The sequence below is a fragment of the Spiroplasma ixodetis genome, assembly GCF_059729505.1.
In genome coordinates this window covers 589,122-609,253 of sequence record NZ_AP038353.1, presented here as the reverse complement: position 1 = coordinate 609,253, position 20,132 = coordinate 589,122, and the positions used below count along the sequence as shown (strand labels likewise).

Annotated in this window: 26 protein-coding genes and 2 pseudogenes; 14 read left to right on the top strand and 14 right to left on the bottom strand. The window is 24.6% G+C overall.

Annotation, left to right across the window (positions count from 1 at the left end; genetic code table 4):
• Positions 1-19: 19 nt before the first annotated feature.
• The 5 genes from AC6I4F_RS04030 to AC6I4F_RS04010 form a co-directional block, all read right to left on the bottom strand.
• Positions 20-634, bottom strand: a complete 615-nt coding sequence (locus AC6I4F_RS04030) for a hypothetical protein (protein WP_497874491.1) — start codon at positions 632-634, stop codon at positions 20-22.
• Positions 635-679: 45 nt separating this feature from the next.
• A complete protein-coding gene (locus AC6I4F_RS04025; RefSeq protein ID WP_497874490.1) occupies positions 680-961 on the bottom strand; it encodes a hypothetical protein in 282 nt (93 codons plus the stop codon).
• 12 nt (positions 962-973) lie between these two features.
• Positions 974-1,267 (bottom strand): hypothetical protein, encoded by a 294-nt coding sequence (locus tag AC6I4F_RS04020; protein WP_497874489.1) that lies wholly within the window; start codon positions 1,265-1,267, stop codon positions 974-976.
• Positions 1,268-1,348: 81 nt separating this feature from the next.
• A complete protein-coding gene (locus AC6I4F_RS04015; RefSeq protein ID WP_497874488.1) occupies positions 1,349-1,501 on the bottom strand; it encodes a hypothetical protein in 153 nt (50 codons plus the stop codon).
• Positions 1,502-1,647: 146 nt separating this feature from the next.
• The gene (locus AC6I4F_RS04010; RefSeq protein WP_497874487.1) at positions 1,648-2,013 is read right to left on the bottom strand and encodes a hypothetical protein; all 366 of its coding nucleotides are present in this window, start codon (positions 2,011-2,013) and stop codon (positions 1,648-1,650) included.
• A gap of 142 nt (positions 2,014-2,155) precedes the next feature.
• Between AC6I4F_RS04010 and AC6I4F_RS04005 the strand changes: the two genes are divergently transcribed.
• The 6 genes from AC6I4F_RS04005 (at position 2,156) to AC6I4F_RS03980 (ending at position 6,696) form a co-directional block, all read left to right on the top strand.
• A complete protein-coding gene (locus tag AC6I4F_RS04005; RefSeq protein WP_497874486.1) occupies positions 2,156-2,374 on the top strand; it encodes a hypothetical protein in 219 nt (72 codons plus the stop codon).
• A complete protein-coding gene (locus AC6I4F_RS04000; protein ID WP_497874809.1) occupies positions 2,349-3,209 on the top strand; it encodes an IS1595 family transposase in 861 nt (286 codons plus the stop codon). The genes AC6I4F_RS04005 and AC6I4F_RS04000 overlap by 26 nt, the downstream gene beginning before the upstream one ends.
• A 377-nt stretch (positions 3,210-3,586) precedes the next feature.
• Positions 3,587-4,138, top strand: coding sequence for a hypothetical protein (locus AC6I4F_RS03995; protein ID WP_497874484.1), 552 nt, complete (start codon positions 3,587-3,589; stop codon positions 4,136-4,138).
• A 457-nt stretch (positions 4,139-4,595) separates the two neighbouring features.
• Positions 4,596-5,465, top strand: coding sequence for a thymidylate synthase (gene thyA / locus AC6I4F_RS03990; RefSeq protein WP_497874483.1), 870 nt, complete (start codon positions 4,596-4,598; stop codon positions 5,463-5,465).
• Positions 5,465-5,956, top strand: a complete 492-nt coding sequence (locus tag AC6I4F_RS03985) for a dihydrofolate reductase (protein WP_497874482.1) — start codon at positions 5,465-5,467, stop codon at positions 5,954-5,956. The genes thyA and AC6I4F_RS03985 overlap by 1 nt, the downstream gene beginning before the upstream one ends.
• Before the next feature lie 68 nt (positions 5,957-6,024).
• Positions 6,025-6,696: a lysophospholipid acyltransferase family protein gene (locus AC6I4F_RS03980; protein WP_497874481.1), complete on the top strand. Its 672-nt coding sequence runs from the start codon at positions 6,025-6,027 to the stop codon at positions 6,694-6,696.
• Positions 6,697-6,740: 44 nt separating this feature from the next.
• On the opposite strand, the gene AC6I4F_RS03975 is transcribed toward AC6I4F_RS03980, so the two are convergent.
• The 5 genes from AC6I4F_RS03975 to AC6I4F_RS03955 form a co-directional block, all read right to left on the bottom strand.
• Positions 6,741-7,223: a hypothetical protein gene (locus AC6I4F_RS03975; RefSeq protein WP_497874480.1), complete on the bottom strand. Its 483-nt coding sequence runs from the start codon at positions 7,221-7,223 to the stop codon at positions 6,741-6,743.
• A 75-nt stretch (positions 7,224-7,298) separates the two neighbouring features.
• Positions 7,299-7,454: a hypothetical protein gene (locus AC6I4F_RS03970; protein WP_497874479.1), complete on the bottom strand. Its 156-nt coding sequence runs from the start codon at positions 7,452-7,454 to the stop codon at positions 7,299-7,301.
• A gap of 588 nt (positions 7,455-8,042) precedes the next feature.
• The gene (locus AC6I4F_RS03965; protein ID WP_497874658.1) at positions 8,043-8,639 is read right to left on the bottom strand and encodes an ankyrin repeat domain-containing protein; all 597 of its coding nucleotides are present in this window, start codon (positions 8,637-8,639) and stop codon (positions 8,043-8,045) included.
• A gap of 76 nt (positions 8,640-8,715) precedes the next feature.
• A complete protein-coding gene (locus AC6I4F_RS03960) occupies positions 8,716-9,039 on the bottom strand; it encodes an ankyrin repeat domain-containing protein (RefSeq protein ID WP_497874478.1) in 324 nt (107 codons plus the stop codon).
• A 161-nt stretch (positions 9,040-9,200) separates the two neighbouring features.
• On the bottom strand, positions 9,201-10,526 hold the full coding sequence (locus tag AC6I4F_RS03955; RefSeq protein ID WP_497874477.1) for an HAD-IC family P-type ATPase: 1,326 nt from the start codon (positions 10,524-10,526) through the stop codon (positions 9,201-9,203).
• 22 nt (positions 10,527-10,548) lie between these two features.
• Between AC6I4F_RS03955 and AC6I4F_RS03950 the strand changes: the two genes are divergently transcribed.
• Positions 10,549-11,322, top strand: coding sequence for a hypothetical protein (locus AC6I4F_RS03950; protein ID WP_497874476.1), 774 nt, complete (start codon positions 10,549-10,551; stop codon positions 11,320-11,322).
• Positions 11,323-11,348: 26 nt separating this feature from the next.
• Here AC6I4F_RS03950 and AC6I4F_RS03945 read toward each other — a convergent pair whose 3' ends face one another.
• From AC6I4F_RS03945 to AC6I4F_RS03935, 3 genes and pseudogenes are all read right to left on the bottom strand, one after another.
• Positions 11,349-11,801 (bottom strand): hypothetical protein, encoded by a 453-nt coding sequence (locus tag AC6I4F_RS03945; RefSeq protein WP_497874475.1) that lies wholly within the window; start codon positions 11,799-11,801, stop codon positions 11,349-11,351.
• A gap of 286 nt (positions 11,802-12,087) precedes the next feature.
• Positions 12,088-12,168: pseudogene (locus AC6I4F_RS03940) on the bottom strand (hypothetical protein); the annotation flags it as partial.
• A gap of 32 nt (positions 12,169-12,200) precedes the next feature.
• Complete coding sequence (locus tag AC6I4F_RS03935; RefSeq protein WP_497874474.1) at positions 12,201-12,845, bottom strand: cation-transporting P-type ATPase; 645 nt, start codon at positions 12,843-12,845, stop codon at positions 12,201-12,203.
• Between the two features lie 382 nt (positions 12,846-13,227).
• Between AC6I4F_RS03935 and AC6I4F_RS03930 the strand changes: the two genes are divergently transcribed.
• From AC6I4F_RS03930 to AC6I4F_RS03905, 6 genes and pseudogenes are all read left to right on the top strand, one after another.
• Positions 13,228-13,428, top strand: coding sequence for a hypothetical protein (locus AC6I4F_RS03930; RefSeq protein WP_497874473.1), 201 nt, complete (start codon positions 13,228-13,230; stop codon positions 13,426-13,428).
• A gap of 46 nt (positions 13,429-13,474) precedes the next feature.
• Positions 13,475-14,248: a transposase gene (locus AC6I4F_RS03925; RefSeq protein WP_497874472.1), complete on the top strand. Its 774-nt coding sequence runs from the start codon at positions 13,475-13,477 to the stop codon at positions 14,246-14,248.
• A gap of 203 nt (positions 14,249-14,451) precedes the next feature.
• Positions 14,452-15,066, top strand: a complete 615-nt coding sequence (yihA, locus tag AC6I4F_RS03920) for a ribosome biogenesis GTP-binding protein YihA/YsxC (RefSeq protein ID WP_497874471.1) — start codon at positions 14,452-14,454, stop codon at positions 15,064-15,066.
• 307 nt (positions 15,067-15,373) lie between these two features.
• Positions 15,374-15,772 (top strand): hypothetical protein, encoded by a 399-nt coding sequence (locus tag AC6I4F_RS03915; RefSeq protein WP_497874470.1) that lies wholly within the window; start codon positions 15,374-15,376, stop codon positions 15,770-15,772.
• A 215-nt stretch (positions 15,773-15,987) separates the two neighbouring features.
• Positions 15,988-18,303 carry a heavy metal translocating P-type ATPase gene (locus tag AC6I4F_RS03910; RefSeq protein ID WP_497874469.1) on the top strand — a complete coding sequence of 772 codons (2,316 nt, stop codon included), beginning with the start codon at positions 15,988-15,990 and terminating at the stop codon, positions 18,301-18,303.
• Positions 18,304-18,355: 52 nt separating this feature from the next.
• Positions 18,356-19,440: pseudogene (locus AC6I4F_RS03905) on the top strand (IS3 family transposase).
• Here AC6I4F_RS03905 and AC6I4F_RS03900 read toward each other — a convergent pair.
• Positions 19,437-19,616 carry a hypothetical protein gene (locus AC6I4F_RS03900; protein ID WP_497874468.1) on the bottom strand — a complete coding sequence of 60 codons (180 nt, stop codon included), beginning with the start codon at positions 19,614-19,616 and terminating at the stop codon, positions 19,437-19,439. The pseudogene AC6I4F_RS03905 and the gene AC6I4F_RS03900 overlap by 4 nt on opposite strands.
• A 94-nt stretch (positions 19,617-19,710) precedes the next feature.
• Here AC6I4F_RS03900 and AC6I4F_RS03895 point away from each other — a divergent pair, with 94 nt between their 5' ends.
• Positions 19,711-19,983: a hypothetical protein gene (locus AC6I4F_RS03895; RefSeq protein WP_497874467.1), complete on the top strand. Its 273-nt coding sequence runs from the start codon at positions 19,711-19,713 to the stop codon at positions 19,981-19,983.
• Positions 19,984-20,132: the final 149 nt, after the last annotated feature.

Genomic DNA, 20,132 nt, shown 5'->3' with positions numbered 1-20,132 from the left:
ATATACATTAAATTAGGTATTATTGCTGCTGGTAATAAACTAATGCTTTACCAATAATACGAATATTATCTGTAGCATTATCTAATTTATTTCTTACTTTAGTAAATGAAATAGGCATACCTCACATATATCTGTTATAAACTACACCAAATAAATCTAATAATTTATAATCTTTTTCTAAATGCATACCAGAAACAGTATCATGAATAAAATCTTGTTCTAAATAAAAACTTTCATAAAATTCCATTCCCATAATTTGATTTGTATATCTTTTACCAGTTGCTAAAGTATTTGCTGCAATTTGTCCATAATTTAATAATATAAATGCTTTTGCAAGATTAAAACTACTATCAATACCACAAGCACCAGTTAAATCTGCTTTATTAATACCAACTGTAATATCATCTACTTTTTTAATTAATTTATTATTTCTTTCTCCAATTGTATAATAAGCATTTAATGCTTGTTCTTTAGTCATATTATTTAAATTTAAAGGTAATACTAATGATTTAGCAATTGCATAATCTTTTGTACCTTGTAAAAATATTAATTCAAAATTTTCTCTTAAATTTCTCATAAATGAACTTGTTCAATTTGAAACAATTTGTGTTGCTACATTTGCTGGTGAAGTCATAAATCTTTCAATATCAAATTCTGGAATATTAAAATCAATTGTTAATTATTTATCAAAAATTAATGTTGTTGTTTTAACTATTCCTTTTTGTCTTTTAGTACCAGTAAATTCATCTCATGTTGAACCTCATAATACACGAATAGTTGCTCTATAAATTGCCATTGCTACACCACTAATATTTGCTATTTGGTCAGCAGTAACAGTATTTCTCATAAATAAAGTACTTAATTCACCACGAACTTGTGCTTCAATTACACTTAAAACAACATTTTCAGTAGGAGAATTACCACCAATAATAAATGCTTTAGGTATTTGCGGAATTGCCATTTTATCCTCTTTCTATTTAATAGATTGAAATGCATTTCCTCTTGCTAAATTTACAAGTTTTTCTAAGTCATTAACATCAGTAATACCTGTAGTTTTTGCTTTTTCATTTAATTTCCTTTCTAATTCTTCTGGATTAATACTATTTGTATGTAAATCTAAAAGAGTTTTAGGATTAAAATCATTTGAATTAAGTTTATTTTCTTGTTGAATAGTTTCTATTTTATCAATTAAAAAATATTTATAATCTTCATTTATTTTAGTAAATGCTTCTTGTTTAGATAAAGATTTATAATTATCATTACTCATTAAATTTTTAATTAAATTTACTTTTTTAGTATCTTTAATATTAGAAAATAATTGTTGCTCTTCAAAACTATTAATTTTATTTTAATATTCTTTTATTTTAGTTTCATATTCACTTAATTTAGGTTCAATATTTTTTTTACTTTCAGCATATACTACATTTCTATGTTGTTTTAGTAAATTTTTAACATCATCTAAACTATAATTCTCTTTTTTATCAAAAGTAAAATCACTCATAATTTTAATCTCCCTTTATTAATTTTTAATAATTCACTTGTTTAATATGTCACTTTTATATATGTTATTTAACATATTAACTTTATATAATTATATCATTTTTATCCTTTAAAATAAAGAAAAAAACCTATATTTATTATAGGTTTCTAATCATTATTTTCTATTTTTCTTGGTTCAGAAATATTAATAATTATATTACTTTTTATACTATTATCATCTTCATTAATATCAAATTCATTTGGATGAGATTTTAATCAATGTGTATAAATTAATTCTGGTTTTAATAATGCTTTTTCTAACATATGAGTTGAAATAATGCTACGTGCTTTATCATAAATTTTTAAAAAATTACATTGTCATGGATTGCTTCTGCGTCGTCAATCAAATATAAATTTTCTATCAATTCCAAGAGCATTATTTAATCCTTGTGGTGTTAATGTTTTATTTTTAGTTCTTAAATAATTACTAATTGTAACATCATAATTTCCTAATTCTTTTCTTTTTGCTGACATATTATCACCTTATTTTAAAACAATATTAAAACAATTAAAACAATATATATTTAATTATATCATTTTACAATTATCATATTTCCAAACTTTTTTTCTAAAATTATTATAATCAAAATCATAAATTAAGAAAGGAAATAATATTATGAATTTTCTTAACAATGAACTTAATTATGATGAACTTGATAATCAAATTAAAAATAATGGTTTAAATTATTTTACAAATCTATTAAAATCATATGATGATTTTTGACATCAAAATATATATGATAAAACTAAGCATAAATATGTTAAAACTGCTCCAAGAAGTCCAAATACTCAATATGGTAAAATAAATAATGGAAATTATCCCCACATGTACTAGTGTGGAGGAAAAAATGAATTGAAATGAATTCAATAGCATATTTCAAAATGAAAACGATTGTTTGAAATATATAGCGAAGTTGAAAGTAATGAAATGTACCAGGTGTGCTTCTTCTAGTTTGAATGTTTCTGATTTGAGAAGAATAAGATGTTTGAAATGTCATCAAACATTTAGTATTCTTCATGACACCATTTTTCACAAGTCACAAACACCTTTGACATCTTGGTTTTATCTCATCTTTAGATGAATAAACACAAAGCATGGTATACTATCAACAGATGTTGCAAGGGAATTGGGTGTGACATATAAAACAGCTTGAAGAATGGGTCATGAAATCAGAACTAGAATTTGGAATCAAGATGCAGGGTTCATTGATGATGGCACAGCACAGATAGATGAAATGTATCTTTCACATGTAGGTTTTATTCAACAAGGAATAACCTTGTTGAATAAAACCTTGATTGTTGGAGTTTATGAGAAAACCAGCAACAAACTAATTGTGAAAGTATTGAAAAAAGCAGATGAGAAAAACCTTTTATGATTTGCATTGAAACACATTTCTACTGGGTGTTGTCTATTTACGGATTCTTGGAAGGGATATAGAAGTTTCAAAAACTTCTATCACAAACATGAAATCGTAAATCATGAAGTTGGGTATGTGTCATCAACAGGTGTAAACACAAACCAAATTGAATCTGCATGAAAACACATCCGACGAACTTTCCGAACACACATAAAAGTTTCAAAACACAATATTCATTTATATGCAAAAGAAACTGAATATAAATTAAATAAGATACCTAGTTTTGAAAATATAATTTTGTGTTTGATTTAGATACATGTGGGGATAATTTCCTAGATAGGCTTTTATCTCCATTTATGTGATAAAATTTAAGAATAGTAAATAAAGGGATAAAAGCCTTAATAATTTTTATCGTAGATGTTATTTAATATTAGAAACTAATGAATATTATTATCCTTTAGATGATTATATAAAAATTAAAAAAAGAAAAAGAACACTTACAAGTTTAGATCATAAAATAATAAAAAATTCAGGCAATGGTAAAAGACAATCTGATGTACAAGATACTATAAAAAATACTAATTTTTCTAAAACATATATGACTAATTTAATGAAAAATGCAGTAATAGGTATTGAAGAAATAAAAGGAAAAAAAAGTAGTTTTACCAACTGAAAAATTATTTGTAAATATGGATGATTGTTTTATAAGTTCTTTATTTGATAATAAAAAACAAAAAAATCGTATTCGTACAATTAGTGCAAATAAAGGTAAAGATTTAGAAAAATCTACTAAAAGTAGAAATGTTTTAAAAGATAAAAAAATTACTTATATGAAAACTAAAAATAGTCAAAGAATTAAAAGACAAGAATTAATTGATAAAATTTATGAATTTCTTGATTTACAATATATTTATTCTAAAAGTAGTTTAGTATTTATTGGTGATGGTGCGCCTTGAATTAAAAATACTGCTAAAAATGAAAATATTCCTTATGTAATTGATAGACATCATGCATTTAAAGCACTTAAAAAAGGATTTATTTTTAATAGAAAAGTAGATAATAAAAAATTAACAAATGCATATGATTTATTTATAAATGGTGAATATTATCAATTATTAGATTTTTTAAAAGAAAATAAAGTTGATGAGCAAATATATAAATATTTTAAAAATAATAAAGAAGGAGTTATAAATCAAAAAGAAAATTGAAATCAAGGAGTTTGTGCTGAAAGTGATGTATAAAATTTAGTTAAATCTTTAAAAGGTTATGGTGCTAAAATTTATAATGATAAAGTACTTGATAATATGCTTATTATTAATTCTTGCTGAATTAATAAATTAAATCTTTTACTTTAATATTTTAAAAACTTAATAAATCTAAACCTAAATAGTTAGGAATTTTTACTTTAGATGAATTAAAATAATATTCTAAAATACTTGATTATATCTATAAAAAGGTATATAATATAACCAACAATTAATAATTTAAAGTTGTCTTTTATTTAAAGAAAATTAAATTATAACTATTAACTTTACTCACCCTATTTATACATAGACATAATAAAAATTAAATATTTATTAAGTGTATTTTACAAATTTTTGAATATGTATATAAAATAAATAATAAAATTAAAACTTAGATAAAAAAATATTTTTTGTTAAAATATAATTAATTTGATTTATGAAAGAGGTAATGATTATGAAACAATATTTAGATTTATGTCAATATGTTTTAGAAAAAGGATATAAAAAAGCTGATAGAACAGGCACTGGTACTGTTTCTACTTTTGGTTATCAAATGCGCTTTGATTTACAAAAAGGTTTTCCCATATTAACTACAAAAAAAGTTCATTTTGCTTCTATTGTTCATGAGTTATTATGATTTATTGCTGGTGATACTAATATTGAATATTTAGTTAAAAATAATGTTAGAATTTGAAATCAGTGACCTTATAAGAAATTTATGGAAAGTAAAAAATATAAAAACGAAACTTTAGAAGAATTTGTTGAAAAAATTAAAACTGATCATCAATTCGCTCTTGAATTTGGTGATTTAGGACCTGTTTATGGTAGACAATGACGTAATTTTAATGGTGTTGATCAGTTGCAGGAGTTAATAGAAAATTTAAAAAACAATCCTTTTTCACGAAGACACATTTTATCAGCATGAAATCCTGCAGAAATTAAAAATATGGCACTACCACCATGTCATACTTTAATTCAATTTTACGTTTCTGATGATAAAAAATTATCTTGTCAATTATATCAACGTAGTGCAGATATTTTTTTAGGAGTTCCTTTTAATATTGCTTCTTATGCATTATTAACAATAATGTTAGCACAAATATGTGGCTATCAGTTAGGAGAATTTATTCACACTTTAGGTGATGCTCATATTTATAGTAATCATTTTTCACAAATTAATGAACAATTAAGTAGAAAACCAAAATCATTACCAATTTTAGTTATTAATAAAAATATTACTAATTTATTTAATTTTAAATTTGAAGATTTTAAATTAGAACAATATGATCCATATTCGTTGATTAGAGGTCAGGTTGCAGTATAATGGTAATTTTAGTTTGAGCAATGACCAAAGAAAAGGTAATTGGTTTTAATAATAAATTGCCCTGAAAAATTAAAGAAGAAATGCAATATTTTCAGAGCATTACTTTAAATAAAAATGTATTAATGGGTTCAAAAACTTTTGAAAGTATTGGCAATCCATTAAAAAATCGTTACAATATAGTTGTTACTAATCATCAAGAACGTTATCAACAATTTCTAAATGATAATAATATTACTTTCACAAATGATATTATTTCATATTTAAAACAATATCAAGGTAATAAAAAAAAAGATATTTGTATTATTGGTGGTGCTGAAATTTATAAGCAGGCATGAGATTATGCTAATTATTTATATGTTTCAGTCATTAAAAATTTATATAATGGTGATCTTTTATTTCCTATTAGTAATTTTTCTGATTTTAAATTAATCAAAACAACAGAATTTGTAGAATTTGTGGCGAATGTGTATCAAAGAAAGGAAAAAAAATAATAATGAACATTTGAAAAGCAATTTTAACTTGACCTTATTTATTACAAACTTATAGTAAATCAGGTTCAATGACAAGAAAGGTATTAAAAGACCCAAGTTTAGTTTCTGAAGCAAAACGATATATTTGATTGAAAAAACGTGTGCGTTATATTAAATGATTATATAATATTAAATTAACCGTTCATAACATTGAGAATTGACCAAAAAGAAAAGGTTGTGTAATGGTTGCCAATCATCAATCAAATTTTGATCCATTATTAGTATTATCGGTAAATGATTATAGTTTATATGCACCTTTAGGTTTTATTGCAAAAGAAGAATTAAAAAAAAGCCATTTGGCACGAAGATTTATTTTTTTAATTGATGTTTTATTTATTGATCGTAATAATCCACGAACAGCCGTTACGGCTTTTCAAGAAGCAAAGGAATTAATTAGAATTCCGCGTACAATGATGATTTTTCCAGAAGGAACAAGAAGTAATCAACAAGAAATGCAAGAATTTAAAGCAGGTGCTTTTAATATGGCATATCAATCTTATGTACCAATTATTCCTGTTACTATTATTAATTCTTATCAAATTTTTGATCGAAAATATAAAGGCAAAAAAGATATTCATCTTATTTTTCATAAGCTAATTGAGCCAAGTGAATTTATTAAATTATCTACTTATGTATTATCAAAGCAAGTATTTAATATTATTAAAAAAGGAATTGATGATTTTAACAATAATAAAATTTAAGTAGTAATAATAAAAGGTTGTTAATTAACAACCTTTTATGATGTTTAAGAATCAATAATTAATTTCTGATGTGATTTTTGTTTTTTATAATTACGTAAATTTTTTACTGATGTAATTATTAGTGAAGAAGATGTATATCAAATTATTACGATAATTAATCATAGTAGGATATTAATAAATTGTTCTTTATTTAAGCCAAGACCATTTTGTAATAATAAGAATACACTTAAGTAAGCACAAATAACACCAATTGATCCACCTAGTGTGAAAGCAATTGCTGGTTTAATTTCATAGTTTTTATCTTTAATAAAACGTGTGCCAGCAACTGGCATTAAAAAAGCTGCAGATCCCATCATAATTGGAAAAGCACATTCAGCGTTAAGACCTAATAAATAAGTAGTTGCCATTGCTGGAGCATAAATACCAATGCCTAATGCCATGAAAGCACCAAGGATAAAGAATATACTAATACCAACCAAATATTTTCATCAAATATCAAGACTATTATTATTACCCGCTGTTGGCATAATTCCAATTTGTTTTTGACCTAAAAGCATGATAATTGAAACAATAAATAATAGAATACCAATAAATAGTTGTGATTAACTAAGTTTAATTTTATTTGCGATAATGGCGCCTAAATAGGCACCTAATGTTGCAGCAGAAATTAATGAAACTAGTGTTGGTCATGATACTTGAATTAAAGCAATAAAAATAATTGCTTCTAAGCGAGTAGGAATACTATGACCAACATTCATAATTCCTAAAATTTTTTTATCATTACGTACTTGTTTTGTTAATTTTAATAAAATAATACTTACTGCAAATGAACCAATACCAATTTTATCACAAAAATCAGCAATAAAACCAATTATTTCTATTTTTCAAAATCGTTGTTTAAAATTATCTTCAAAATTATGGATATGTTCTTCATCAAATTGTGATTAACTATTTTTTATAAGATATCATGTAAAAATTGCTACTATTATTAACAAAATAGTAATAAAAATAATAGCAACAATTGAGGGTTTTCAAATATTTGTTAAAAATAAAGTAAGTAATAATACAAATAAAGAAATAGGAATTATTAATAAACTATAGTATATTGTTTTTTTATTCATAGTTATGTCCTTTTTTTTAGATTTACTTTATGTTATTTAAGATTTTATCATGAAAAAATCCAAAAAAATATTATTATCTTTTAATTTTTTTTATTTCTTTCTTTAAAAATTATATTTTTAAAGAATTTGATTTATCACATTTGTTCTGTAAATTATGATTTTGTAAATCTATAGAATTTATTTGTTCTTTTCAATAATTTGATTCATTAATTATATTTTGTATTTCTAAATGTCCATTTCTAGTATCTCAGTTAAAGCACTATCACCATTAGCATCTAAATTAGTAATATCTATATCATTTTTTATTAAAGTGTTAACTACATCTAGGTGTCCTTCTTTGGCAACTCATATTAGAGCATTATTACCATATTTTGTTTTATGATTAATAATATCACTATTTTTTGTTAATAAAGCGTTAACTACTTCTGTGTGTCCGTTTCTGGCAGCTCATATTAAGGCATTTTCAACAACATTATTTTCGCGATTAATATTAATATCATTCTTTATTAAAATTTTTACTATATCTAAGTGTCCGTTTTTATCTGCTATTATTCAAGAAGTATTATTAAATTTAGTTCTATGTAGAATTACATCAGAGTTTATTTTAATTAAAGTATCAACTATTTCCAAATAACCTTTTCTGGCGGCTATTATTAAAGCACTATCACCATTAGCATCTATGTGATTAACATCAACATTTTTTGTTTTTAGAAAATTGATAACTATTTCTGTGTGTCTGTTTTCAATAACTAATATTAAAAACGTGTTTTTATTTTTGTCTATATAATTAAAAGCAGCATTATGTTTTAATAAATTATTAATTATTTCTGTGTGTCAATTTTCGGTGGATATTGTTAAAGCAGTATCACCAAAGTCATTTATATAATTAATAATATCACTATTTTTTTGTTAATAAAGCGTTAACTACTTCTGTGTGTCCCTTTTTAGCAGCCATTCTTAAAGCATCATCAAAAAAATCATTTATATGGTTAATATTAGCGTTATTTTTTAATAAAATTTGAACAATTTTTAAATTACCATGTTCAGCAGCTATTGTTAATGGACTATTATGATGTTCATCTACATAATTAACATCAACATTATTTTTTAGTAAAGTTTGGGTCAATTCTAAATCATCATGTTTAGCGGCTTTAATTAATTTTTCATTTTTATTAATTTTTATAGTTGTATTTAATTTAGATATTTCTTTTAAATTAGACATTTTTTTCTCATATCAAATTAAAAAACCTATTTATTTTAAAACTAAAATAAATAGGTTAAAAACTTATATTAAGTTTGAAAAAATTATATCATAAGATTTATTTCTATAGTAAATATAGATAATTGCTATTTAAAATTGCAAACTTTAATATTAATTAGCCGTTATAATCATTTTTTAAATACTTTAATGTATCCCGTTTTTATTAATTTACTTAGCACACAATAAGTAATGATTATTCCTAAAACAATTGGAATATAGACTGGCGGTGGTCCTATCATATTCATTTGATGACCAATGTAAGTATAAGGTAAACCTAATCCAATGGTACAAATAACAATTCCCATTATATTCACCGGTCAAGTACCACGACTTTGAATAAAATGAATTTTTTCAGTTCTAAACATTTGTACTATTAATGTTTGTGTTAATAAACCTTCAATAAATCATCCTGAGTTGAACATATTAATATTTTCTGCAGAAGGATTACCAAAGACACCAAATCCAAATCCTAAAATTGCAAAAGTAGAGATATCAAAAATGCTACTTATAGGTCCATTAATAAAAGCAAATGGTAACATTCCTTTTGGATTTCAGCGTTGTGGTTTTAATAAAAATGATGGATCAACAAGATCAAAGATGTTTGTGACTTGTGAAATATCATATAATAAATTTTGAAATAATAATTGTACTGGTGACATTGGTGCAAAAGCAAATCATGCTGATGCTACTAGCACACTAAAGACATTACCAAAGTTAGAAGCAATCTTAATTTTAATATATTTTAAAATATTACCAAAAATACAACGACCTTCAATAATCTCTTTTTCTAATCCTAATAATGATTTTTCTAATAAAATGATATCTGATGCTTCTTTTGCAATATCAGTAGCATTATCAACAGAAATTCCAACATCAGCATTTCTTAATACTAAAGCATCATTAATACCATCACCCATGAAACCAACGACGTGATCATTACTTTTTAAAGTTTGAATAATCTTTGCCTTTTGTAATGGGTTTAGTTTAACAAAAATATTATTATTTTCAACAATTCTTTTTAATTCATATTTAGTAGAAATTAATCCTTTAATTTCTAGATTAACACGATTATAAATTGCTCTTGTAACTAATTCATTATCACAAGTTAATATTTTAAGATCAACACCATGTGTTTTTAGCAATTTAATCATTTTTGTTGCTGTAGGTTTTGGTGTATCAAGAAAAGTTACAAAACCAAGAAAAATTAAATTTTTTTCGTTTGTTTCATTATATTTATTATTAGTAAGATTTGTATTTTCATATGAGACACCTAAGACACGTAATCCTTGTTCATTTAATTTTGTTATTTTTTTATTAACCATTTTCATTAAATCAGAATTTAATGGTATTACTTTATCTTGATAAACTATACGATTACATGTATTAATAACTTCTTCAATTGCACCTTTACAAATTAATTTTTTATTATTTAAGGAAATTATCTCCACATGTACTAGTGTGGAGGAAAAAATGAATTGAAATGAATTCAATAGCATATTTCAAAATGAAAACGATTGTTTGAAATATATAGCGAAGTTGAAAGTAATGAAATTTATCAGGTGTGCTTCTTCTATTTTGAATGTTTCTGATTTGAGAAGAATAAGATGTTTGAAATATCATCAAACATTTAGTATTCTTCATGACACCATTTTTCACAAGTCACAAACAACTTTGACATCTTGGTTTTATCTCATCTTTAGATGAATAAACACAAAGCATGGTATACCATCAACAGATGTTGCAAGGGAATTGGGTGTAACATATAAAACAGCTTGAAGAACGGGTCATGAAATCAGAACTAGAATTTGGAATCAAGATGCAGGGTTCATTGATGATGGCACAGCACAGATGGATGAAATGTATCTTTCACATGTAGGTTTTAAAAAACAAGGAAGATCCTTGTTGAATAAAACCTTGATTGTTGGAGTTTATGAGAAAACCAGCAACAAACTAATTGTGAAAGTATTGAAAAAAGCAGATGAGAAAAACCTTTTATGATTTGCATTGAAACACATTTCTACTGGGTGTTGTCTATTTACGGATTATTGGAAGGAATATGGAGTTTTCAAAAAACTTCTATCACAAACATGAAATCGTAAATCATGAAGTTGGGTATGTGTCATCAACAGGTGTAAACACAAACCAGATTGAATCTGCATGAAAACACATCCGACGAACTTTCCGAACACACATAAAAGTTTCAAAACACAATATTCATTTATATGCAAATGAAGCTGCATATAAATTCAATAAGATACCTAGTTTTGAAACTATAATTTTGTGTTTGATTTAAATACATGTGGGGATAATTTCCTAGATAGGCTTTTATCTCTGTTTATGTGATAAAATTTAAAAATAGTACATAAAAGGATAAAAGCCTTATTTAATTTATCTTCTAAAACAACTGTTAATTTACGACGATTAAAATCAAAAGGAATTTCATCAATTTTTTGATAATAATTACTTATATTTTTTAATTTGTTTTTTTCTCCAAATTCAAGTATTGAATTATCCATTGGATTTTTTATTCCTGTTTGAAAATAACTATTTAAATAAATAAACTTAATTAAGTCATTATTTGTTTTATTATCCAATGTTATATGGTTTACTACTTCAATATTATCATTAGTTAAAGTTCCTGTTTTATCAGTACATAAAATATCAATTGCACCTAAATTTTGAATAGCAGCTAGTTGTTTAACAACTACTTTTTGTTTACTCATTTTACTAGCACCTCGCGCTAGATTAGAGGTAACAATCATTGATAGCATTTCAGTAGTCAAACCAACAGCAACCGAAATTGAAAAAATAAATGCTGCAGGTCAATTGTTTTTTTAAAAGACTATTGATAATTAACACAATGGGTACCATTACTAGAATAAAGCAAATTAACATTAAAGTAACGCGTTTAATTCCTTTGGAAAAAATGCTTAATGGACGTTGTTTATTTATTGTATCAGCAATAGTAGCGAAGTAGGTGTTAGTAGCTGTTGTTATAACAATAGCAATTGCACTTCCAGAAACAACACTTGTTCCCATAAAACAAATATTTTGTAAATAAAATAAGTTTTGATATGCAGGATCTTTAATAGCGTGTTTTTCAGCAGGTAGTGATTCTCTTGTTAATGATGATTGATTAATAAATAATCATTGCTTAATAAAATTTTTAAATCAGCAGGAATTAAATCACCGGCTGATAAATAAATTAAATCACCTGGTAATAATTCATTAACATTTATTTCTTGTGCTTGTTTAATTATTTTAATTGATTTTTCTTTAGTAATTTGATTAATGCTTATATTACGAATAACAGTAGCTGTATTTTTGACCAAAATTGTTAAATGTTTAGTAATAAAAAAAGCTCGTATTGATTGAATGTAAATTAGGGTTCCACTTAATAAAATCATAGTTAAAACAATAATAGCGGCAACCAATGAATAAATTGAAGTATAATTTGTTGTAAAATATGAGAATAAATTATAGATAGTAATAATTGCTAAAATTATATTGAATGGTCCAAAATATGCTTTTAAAAATTCTAAAATTCAATTAAATTTTGTATTTTTTAAAGTATTAATACCATATTTTTTTCTTCTTATTTCATTTTGGTCTGTTTTAAAACCAAAATTATGTAAATCTAAATTTTTTAGTAATTGTTTTTGGTTAAAATGTGCGATTTGTTTAATATAATCAACATTTGTGTAAACTAATGGTTTTTTAAAACTAAATTGTAATTTAAAATAAATTTTGTTTAAAAAAATCTTCATAATTTCTTTACCTCCTTATTTTTCTTATTTTAAGACTTTTAAATAAGGATTTAGAAATTTATTAACACGCTAAAAAAATATTTTTTTAGTAAAAATACTAGGAGAATATTTGACTGAATCTTTATTTAAAAGTACGCTTTTAAAATTACTAATTTTTAAATTAGTATTATTTTTCTTATTATAAATGGAATCGCTGTCAGTCATGATATCACTCTCCTTTATCCTTTGACATTTTAACATGTTTCTCTTTAAAAAGATAACTTTTTTTAATTTATATAATTTTAAGAAAAAGATGATTACTATAAAATATTCGAATTTATTTTATGTTATTATTAATTAATGTTACGTGTTACTTTAATAATTAAAATAATAGGAGGTAAACATGAATACATTTGTAATAGTTGGTATTATTATAATAGCAATAGCTATTATTAGTTTTATGTTATTATTTAAAATTATAAAATGACGTGCTATTTTTATTATTGTTGGTGGTATCATTTTGGCTGCAATATTTTTTAGTTTTGGTATATGACCATTAGATAATATTCATTTTACTAATTTTATTAATATTAATAAAAATTAAAATAATAAAGGAAATTATCCCCACATGTACTAGTGTGGAGGAAAAAATGAATTGAAATGAATTCAATAGCATATTTCAAAATGAAAACGATTGTTTGAAATATATAGCGAAGTTGAAAGTAATGAAATGTATCAGGTGTGCTTATTCTAGTTTGAATGTTTCTGATTTGAGAAGAATAAGATGTTTGAAATGTCATCAAACATTTAGTATTCTTCATGACACCATTTTTCACAAGTCACAAACACCTTTGACATCTTGGTTTTATCTCATCTTTAGATGAATAAACACAAAGCATGGTATACCATCAATAGATGTTGCAAGGGAATTGTGTGTGACATATAAAACAACTTGAAGAATGGGTCATGAAATCAGAACTAGAATTTGGAATCAAGATGCAGGGTTCATTAATGATGGCAAAGCACAGATGGATGAAATGTATCTTTCACATGTAGGTTTTAAAAAAAAAGGAAGATCCTTGTTGAATAAAACCTTGTTTGTTGGAGTTTATGAGAAAACCAGCAACAAACTAATTATAAAAGTATTGAAAAAAGCAGATGAGAAAAACCTTTTATGATTTGCATTGAAACACATTTCTACTGGGTGTTGTCTATTTACGGATTCTTGGAAGGAATATGGAATTTTCAAAAAACTTCTATCACAAACATGAAATCGTAAATCATGAAGTTGGGTATGTGTCATCAACAGGTGTAAACAAAAACCAGATTGAATCTGCATGAAAACACATCCGACGAACTTTTCGAACACACATAAAATTTTCAAAACACAATATTCATTTATATGTAAAAGAAGCTGCATATAAATTCAATAAGATACCTAGTTTTGAAACTATAATTTTGTGTTTGATTTAGATACATGTGGGGATAATTTCCTAGATAGGCTTTTATCTCCGTTTATGTGATAAAATTTAAAAATAGTACATAAAGGGATAAAAGCCTTAATAAATAATAATTAGTTTAAATCTTAACTATTGACTATAATATATTTTTGAATAAGAGGTAAAAAATGGAACAAATTAAGCAAGCACAATTTTTAAGTAGTGCTATTAAAGAAAAACAATGGCCGCAGGATGAAATTCCTGAATTTTGTTTTGTTGGTCGCAGTAATGTTGGTAAATCAACATTTTTAAATACAATTTGTAATAATGGTAAGTTAGCTAGAGTTTCACAAACACCTGGTAAAACACAAATGCTAAATTTTTTTACAATTAATAATAATATTTGTCGCTTTGTTGATGTTCCTGGCTATGGTTTTGCTAAAGTATCAAATGAAAAAAAAATCAAATTTGCGACAATGATGGATGAATATTTTCAGTCACGAAAAAATTTAAAAGCAGTTTTTTTATTATTAGATTTAAGACATGCACCCAGTAAAGATGATATTGATATGTTGGAATATTTACAACATTATCATTTAAAAATTCATTTAATTGCTACTAAAGTTGATAAAGTGAAAAATAGTCAATTAGTAAAAAATAAAAAATTAATATTATCAACTTTAAAACTTAGTACTAATACTCCTATTATTTTATTTTCTAGTATTAGTAAACAAGGAATTGATTTAGTAATTAGTAAATTAGCAGATGATGTTAATACTGATGAAGTTGAAGTAGAAACTTAATAGTATAATATTTGTTGCTATAAAAAAAAGATAAAAGTTGTTTAATATATATATATATATATATATATATTAAAAATATCAATATTCAGTATAGAATATAATAATAATTAAACTTAATATAGTTTTTAACTCATTATTTTGATAAAAATTAATGAGTTTTTATTTGAAAGGAAGATTAAAAGAAATGCCTATAAAAAATGAAATTTTACAAAATCTTGAAGCAAAATCAAAAGAAAATGTAGAACAAAAACCTACAAAATGAAAATAATTTAAAACAAAACATCGAACAACCGCAAAAATTATAAAAGTGACTAAAGGTGTTGCTACTGGTGGTGCTGTTGGTGATTTGTATATTAATCCTATTGCTCAAATGAGCGGTTTAGTTGCTGCTACTGTTGCGGGTGTTGTCAGTGCTGTTAGTAACCGTTCTGAAGAACAATTAGAAACTGATATTATAACTGCTGCTGCTATTGGTGGGATTGACAATGCTGTAATAACACCTGTTTTTATTCCTGTTGGTGCTGGTATTGCTGCTGTTGGTGGTGCTATTATTTTTGGCATAGATGCAGCAAAAAAATTTGATGAAAAACAAAGAAGACAAATTGAAGTTGACAATGATAACTTTGCAGATAAAAAAACCGCTATAAATAATATAGATTCACAAATTGAAGTAAAAATAGAATCAAAGAAAATTGTCAGTTTATAATTAATTTTTAGATTTAAGGTAGTCTATGTTATAATGTAAATATATTACTTTTTAATTACTTTTTAAGGTAATAAATCCCCAATCATGTTATTGGGGATTTATTGTTTTTAATATTTTTTAACATTAAAATGTGTATAATTTATTTTTGTATATATTGTGTGTTAAAAAATAATAAAAAAGATTAAAATATTAAAATTTGAGGAGATGAAGTTAATATGAATAATACAAGTGATATAAATGATAATTTTGTTATTAGTAGAGCAGTACTGTCAGATGTTTCATGTACCTCTTGTGCTAGTGTCATCGAAAGACATTTTACTAAAGAAGATGGTATTACTGTTAGTATCAATTTTGCTACTAAAAAAGCACAATTTAGTTATGATCCTAAGTTTTGAAATGAAAAAAAAATTAAAAAAGCAATGCATCATTTAGGATATAAAATTTGTAAGTTTGAAACTGAGATTAAAGATATAAAAACGAGTCACCAAGTTGATATGAAAGATATTACAGATGATCATAGTAGTCATAGTCATCATAGTAGTCATAGTCATAATAGTGAACAACATCAATTTCATATGTCAGAACAACATCATAATCATCAACATAATGTCAAATTACGTGATTTAATTGAACTTATTATTGGTTGAATATTGTTACTACCGTTATTATTAATTATGATACCTAATACTTCATTTTTTGATAGTTTACGTAATCCTTATGTTCAACTTGCACTAGCAATTCCAATTCAATTTTATTTTGGTCGTAAATTTTATATTGGTATTTATCGAGAATTAATTAAACAAAAATGACCTGGTATAAATACTTTAGTAGCACTAGGAACAACAACGGCATTTATTTTTTCTATTTATTTAATGATAATTAATAAAACCAAACACTTATATTTTGAAGTTAGTGCTTCAATTATTATGATTGTTTTACTTGGTGATTTAATTAGTGCTGTTGCACAGAAAAGGGCTACTAGTGGCTTAGAAAGTTTAATGTCATTAAAGCCAAAATCAATCTTAAAATATGATTATAATACCAAAACAGAAACTTTTATTAATATTGAAGATGTACAATTAAATGATATTTTAATTATTCGAAAAGGTGAAAATATTCCTACTGATGGTCAATTAATTAGTGAAGAAGCATTTATTAATGAATCAATGTTAACTGGTGAATCGCAAGTTATTACGAAACAAGTTAACCAAAATTTAATTGGTGGAACTAATAATGTTGGTGATAGTTTTAGGATGAAAGCAACTAAAATTGGTAAAGACACAGTATTAGCAAGTATTATTAAGGCAGTTGAAGATGCACAATCTCAGAAACCAAAATTACAAAAATTGGCTGATAAAATTTCTGGGTGATTTACACCAACTGTTATTTTAATTGCCATTTTAGTTTTTCTTATTCGTTATTTCGCAGTAGGTAATGGTGTGCAAGAATCATTAGAAATTGCAATTGCAACTTTAATAATTGCTTGTCCTTGTGCATTAGGAATTGCAACACCATTAGCAGTTACTGTTGGAATTAATAAAGCAGCAAAAATAGGAATCATTTATAATAAGGCTAGTGCTTTTGAAAAAATTACTAAGATTGATACCATTTGTTTTGATAAAACAGGAACATTAACTACTGGTAATTTGGTTATTACTAAAATTTATGGTCAAGAAAAACATGTTAATAAGGCAATTGCTATGGAAAAGCATTCAACACATCCTTTGGCTTTAGCTTTTTCTTTATATTCTAATACTAATAATGTTAGACAATCATTGACAATTACCGAGGTTAAAGAACAAATTGGTTTTGGTATTAAAGCAAAATATCAAACTGAAGAATTACAAATTTCATCACTTGAAAATTTACAAAAAGCAAAAATGCCATTTAGTCCATTTCTAAAAACATTTGACTTTGAAACAGTTACTCCTAGCCAGAAAGTATTGGCATTGGCAATTAATAAAGTTGTTACTAATATTTTTATTTTAGAAGATGAATTACAAACAAATGCATTATTAACAATTAAAAAAGTTAAAAAACAGGGAATTGAGGTTATTTTAATTAGTGGTGATAATGAATCACAAACACTTGCTATTGCTAATCGTGTTCGTATAGAAACATACTTTGCTAATGTTACACCACAAGGTAAATCACAAATTGTTGCTGATTTACAAGCAAAAAGTAAAAAAGTAGCGTTTGTTGGTGATGGTATTAATGATGTTATTGCCTTAGAACAATCTGATTTATCAATTGCAATGGGCTCTGGTAGTGATATTGCTAAAAAAATTGGTGATATTACTATTCTTGATAATGATATTAGTATTGTTTATAAGGCTATTGTTTTAACTAAAAAAACTAAAAATAATATTTGAATGAATTTTATTTGAGCATTTAGTTATAATATTATCATTATTCCATTAGCTGCTGCCGGATTTATTATTCCACCGTTGGCTGCAATTGCAATGGCTCTTTCTGATATAACTGTTGTTGGAAATTCATTAATTTTTAAATGAAGAAAATATAAATATTAGATAATATATAATGGTCAATATTAACTCATATTCAGATGAATTTAAAAAATAAATAGTAGATTTATATCAAAGTGGTAAGTCAGTGTCTTGTCTTGCTAAAGAGTACAATGTTACAAGAGCAACTACTTATAATTGAATTAAGCAATTTAATAATTCAGGCATTTTTAAAACCGAAGATAACCGTTCTGTTGAAGAAAATGAATTAATTAAATTAAGAAAAGAATTAAAACAATTAAGAATGGAAAATGATATTTTAAAGAAAGCAGCACTAATAATAGGCAGAAAATAGAAATTATTATCAAAAATAAAGTTAAATATAAAATTCGTACAATGTGTCGTTTTTTAAAAATCTCTAAATAAACATATTATTTTAATTTCAAGAAAAAAGAAGATAAAATTCAAAATAATATGTATGATGAAGCTGTTATTAGTGCTTTTAAAGAAAATAAAGAAGCTTATGGAACAAGAAGATTAAAAGTTGTTCTAAAAGAAAAGAAAATTAATTTATCAAGACGAAAAATTAAAAAAATTATGAATAAACATAATTTAATATCAAAATACACTAAATTATCATACAAAAATTATCATAATAAAGTCAATGATAGTCAAATTACTAATCTTGTTAATAGAGACTTTAATAACAGGCTTAAAAACGAAGTTATTGTTAGTGATTTAACTTATGTTCAAGTTAATGGTAAATGAAACTATATTTGCTTATTAATCGACCTGTACAATCGCGAAATTATTGGACATAGTGTAGGTACTAAAAAAGATGCATCATTATTATATCAAGCATTTATTTGCTCAAATCGTTGTTTAAAAAATATTGAAATATTTCATAGCGATCGCGGTAATGAATTTAATAATAAAACTATTGATAAACTTTTATTAGCCTTCAATATTACCCGCTCTTTAAGCAAAAAAGGTTGTCCTTATGATAAGGCTGTTGCTGAAGCAACTTTCAAAACTTTCAAAAAAGAATTTATTAATGATAAAAATTTTACATCATTAATCCAATTAAAATTAGAATTATTTGATTGTATCAATTGATACAACAACATAAGAATCCACAGCACTCTAAACTACTTAACCCCCATAAAACACCAAGCACAAATGTCTACCAAAAAACAGTCCTAAAAAAGGTTGCCATTACAAAATGTTTGATGACATTTCAAACATCTTATTCTTCTCAAATCATAAACATTCAAACTAGAAGAAACACACCTGATACATTTCATTACTTTCAACTTCGCTATATATTTCAAACAATCGTTTTCATTTTGAAATATGCTATTGAATTCATTTCAATTCATTTTTTCCTCTACACTAGTACATGTGGGGATAATTTCCTATATAAATTAATAATAAATAAAAAAGTACTTTAATTTTTTAAAAGGGGGAATTTAAATGGCTAGACAAAATGAAGAAAAAAAAGCAGAGTTTGATCAAAAGATATCTATTTTACAGAAAATGATAGGTATTATAGAAGAAAAAAATAATTTTGAACCAAAGCCTAATGAAAAGTTGATTAGAATTAATCAACTGATAATTGATGATTATAAGAACAAACTTTCTCTATTAGTAAAAGAAAGAGAAAATAATGATTGAGAAACAATTAATTTAGAAGATATTTATAAACCATCTACAAGTCAAAATAAATGAATTTTATCAAAAATATAAACTTACTTTTCTCTATAACCATACTAGGTAAGTATTTTGATTATACTTTATCATTGTTGATTTGTATAGCAATTTTAGTGTTTTTTTAAAATTTCCCAAAAATATTTTTTTTATATTTAAAAGAGTCAGATTTAAAATCTGACTCTTTT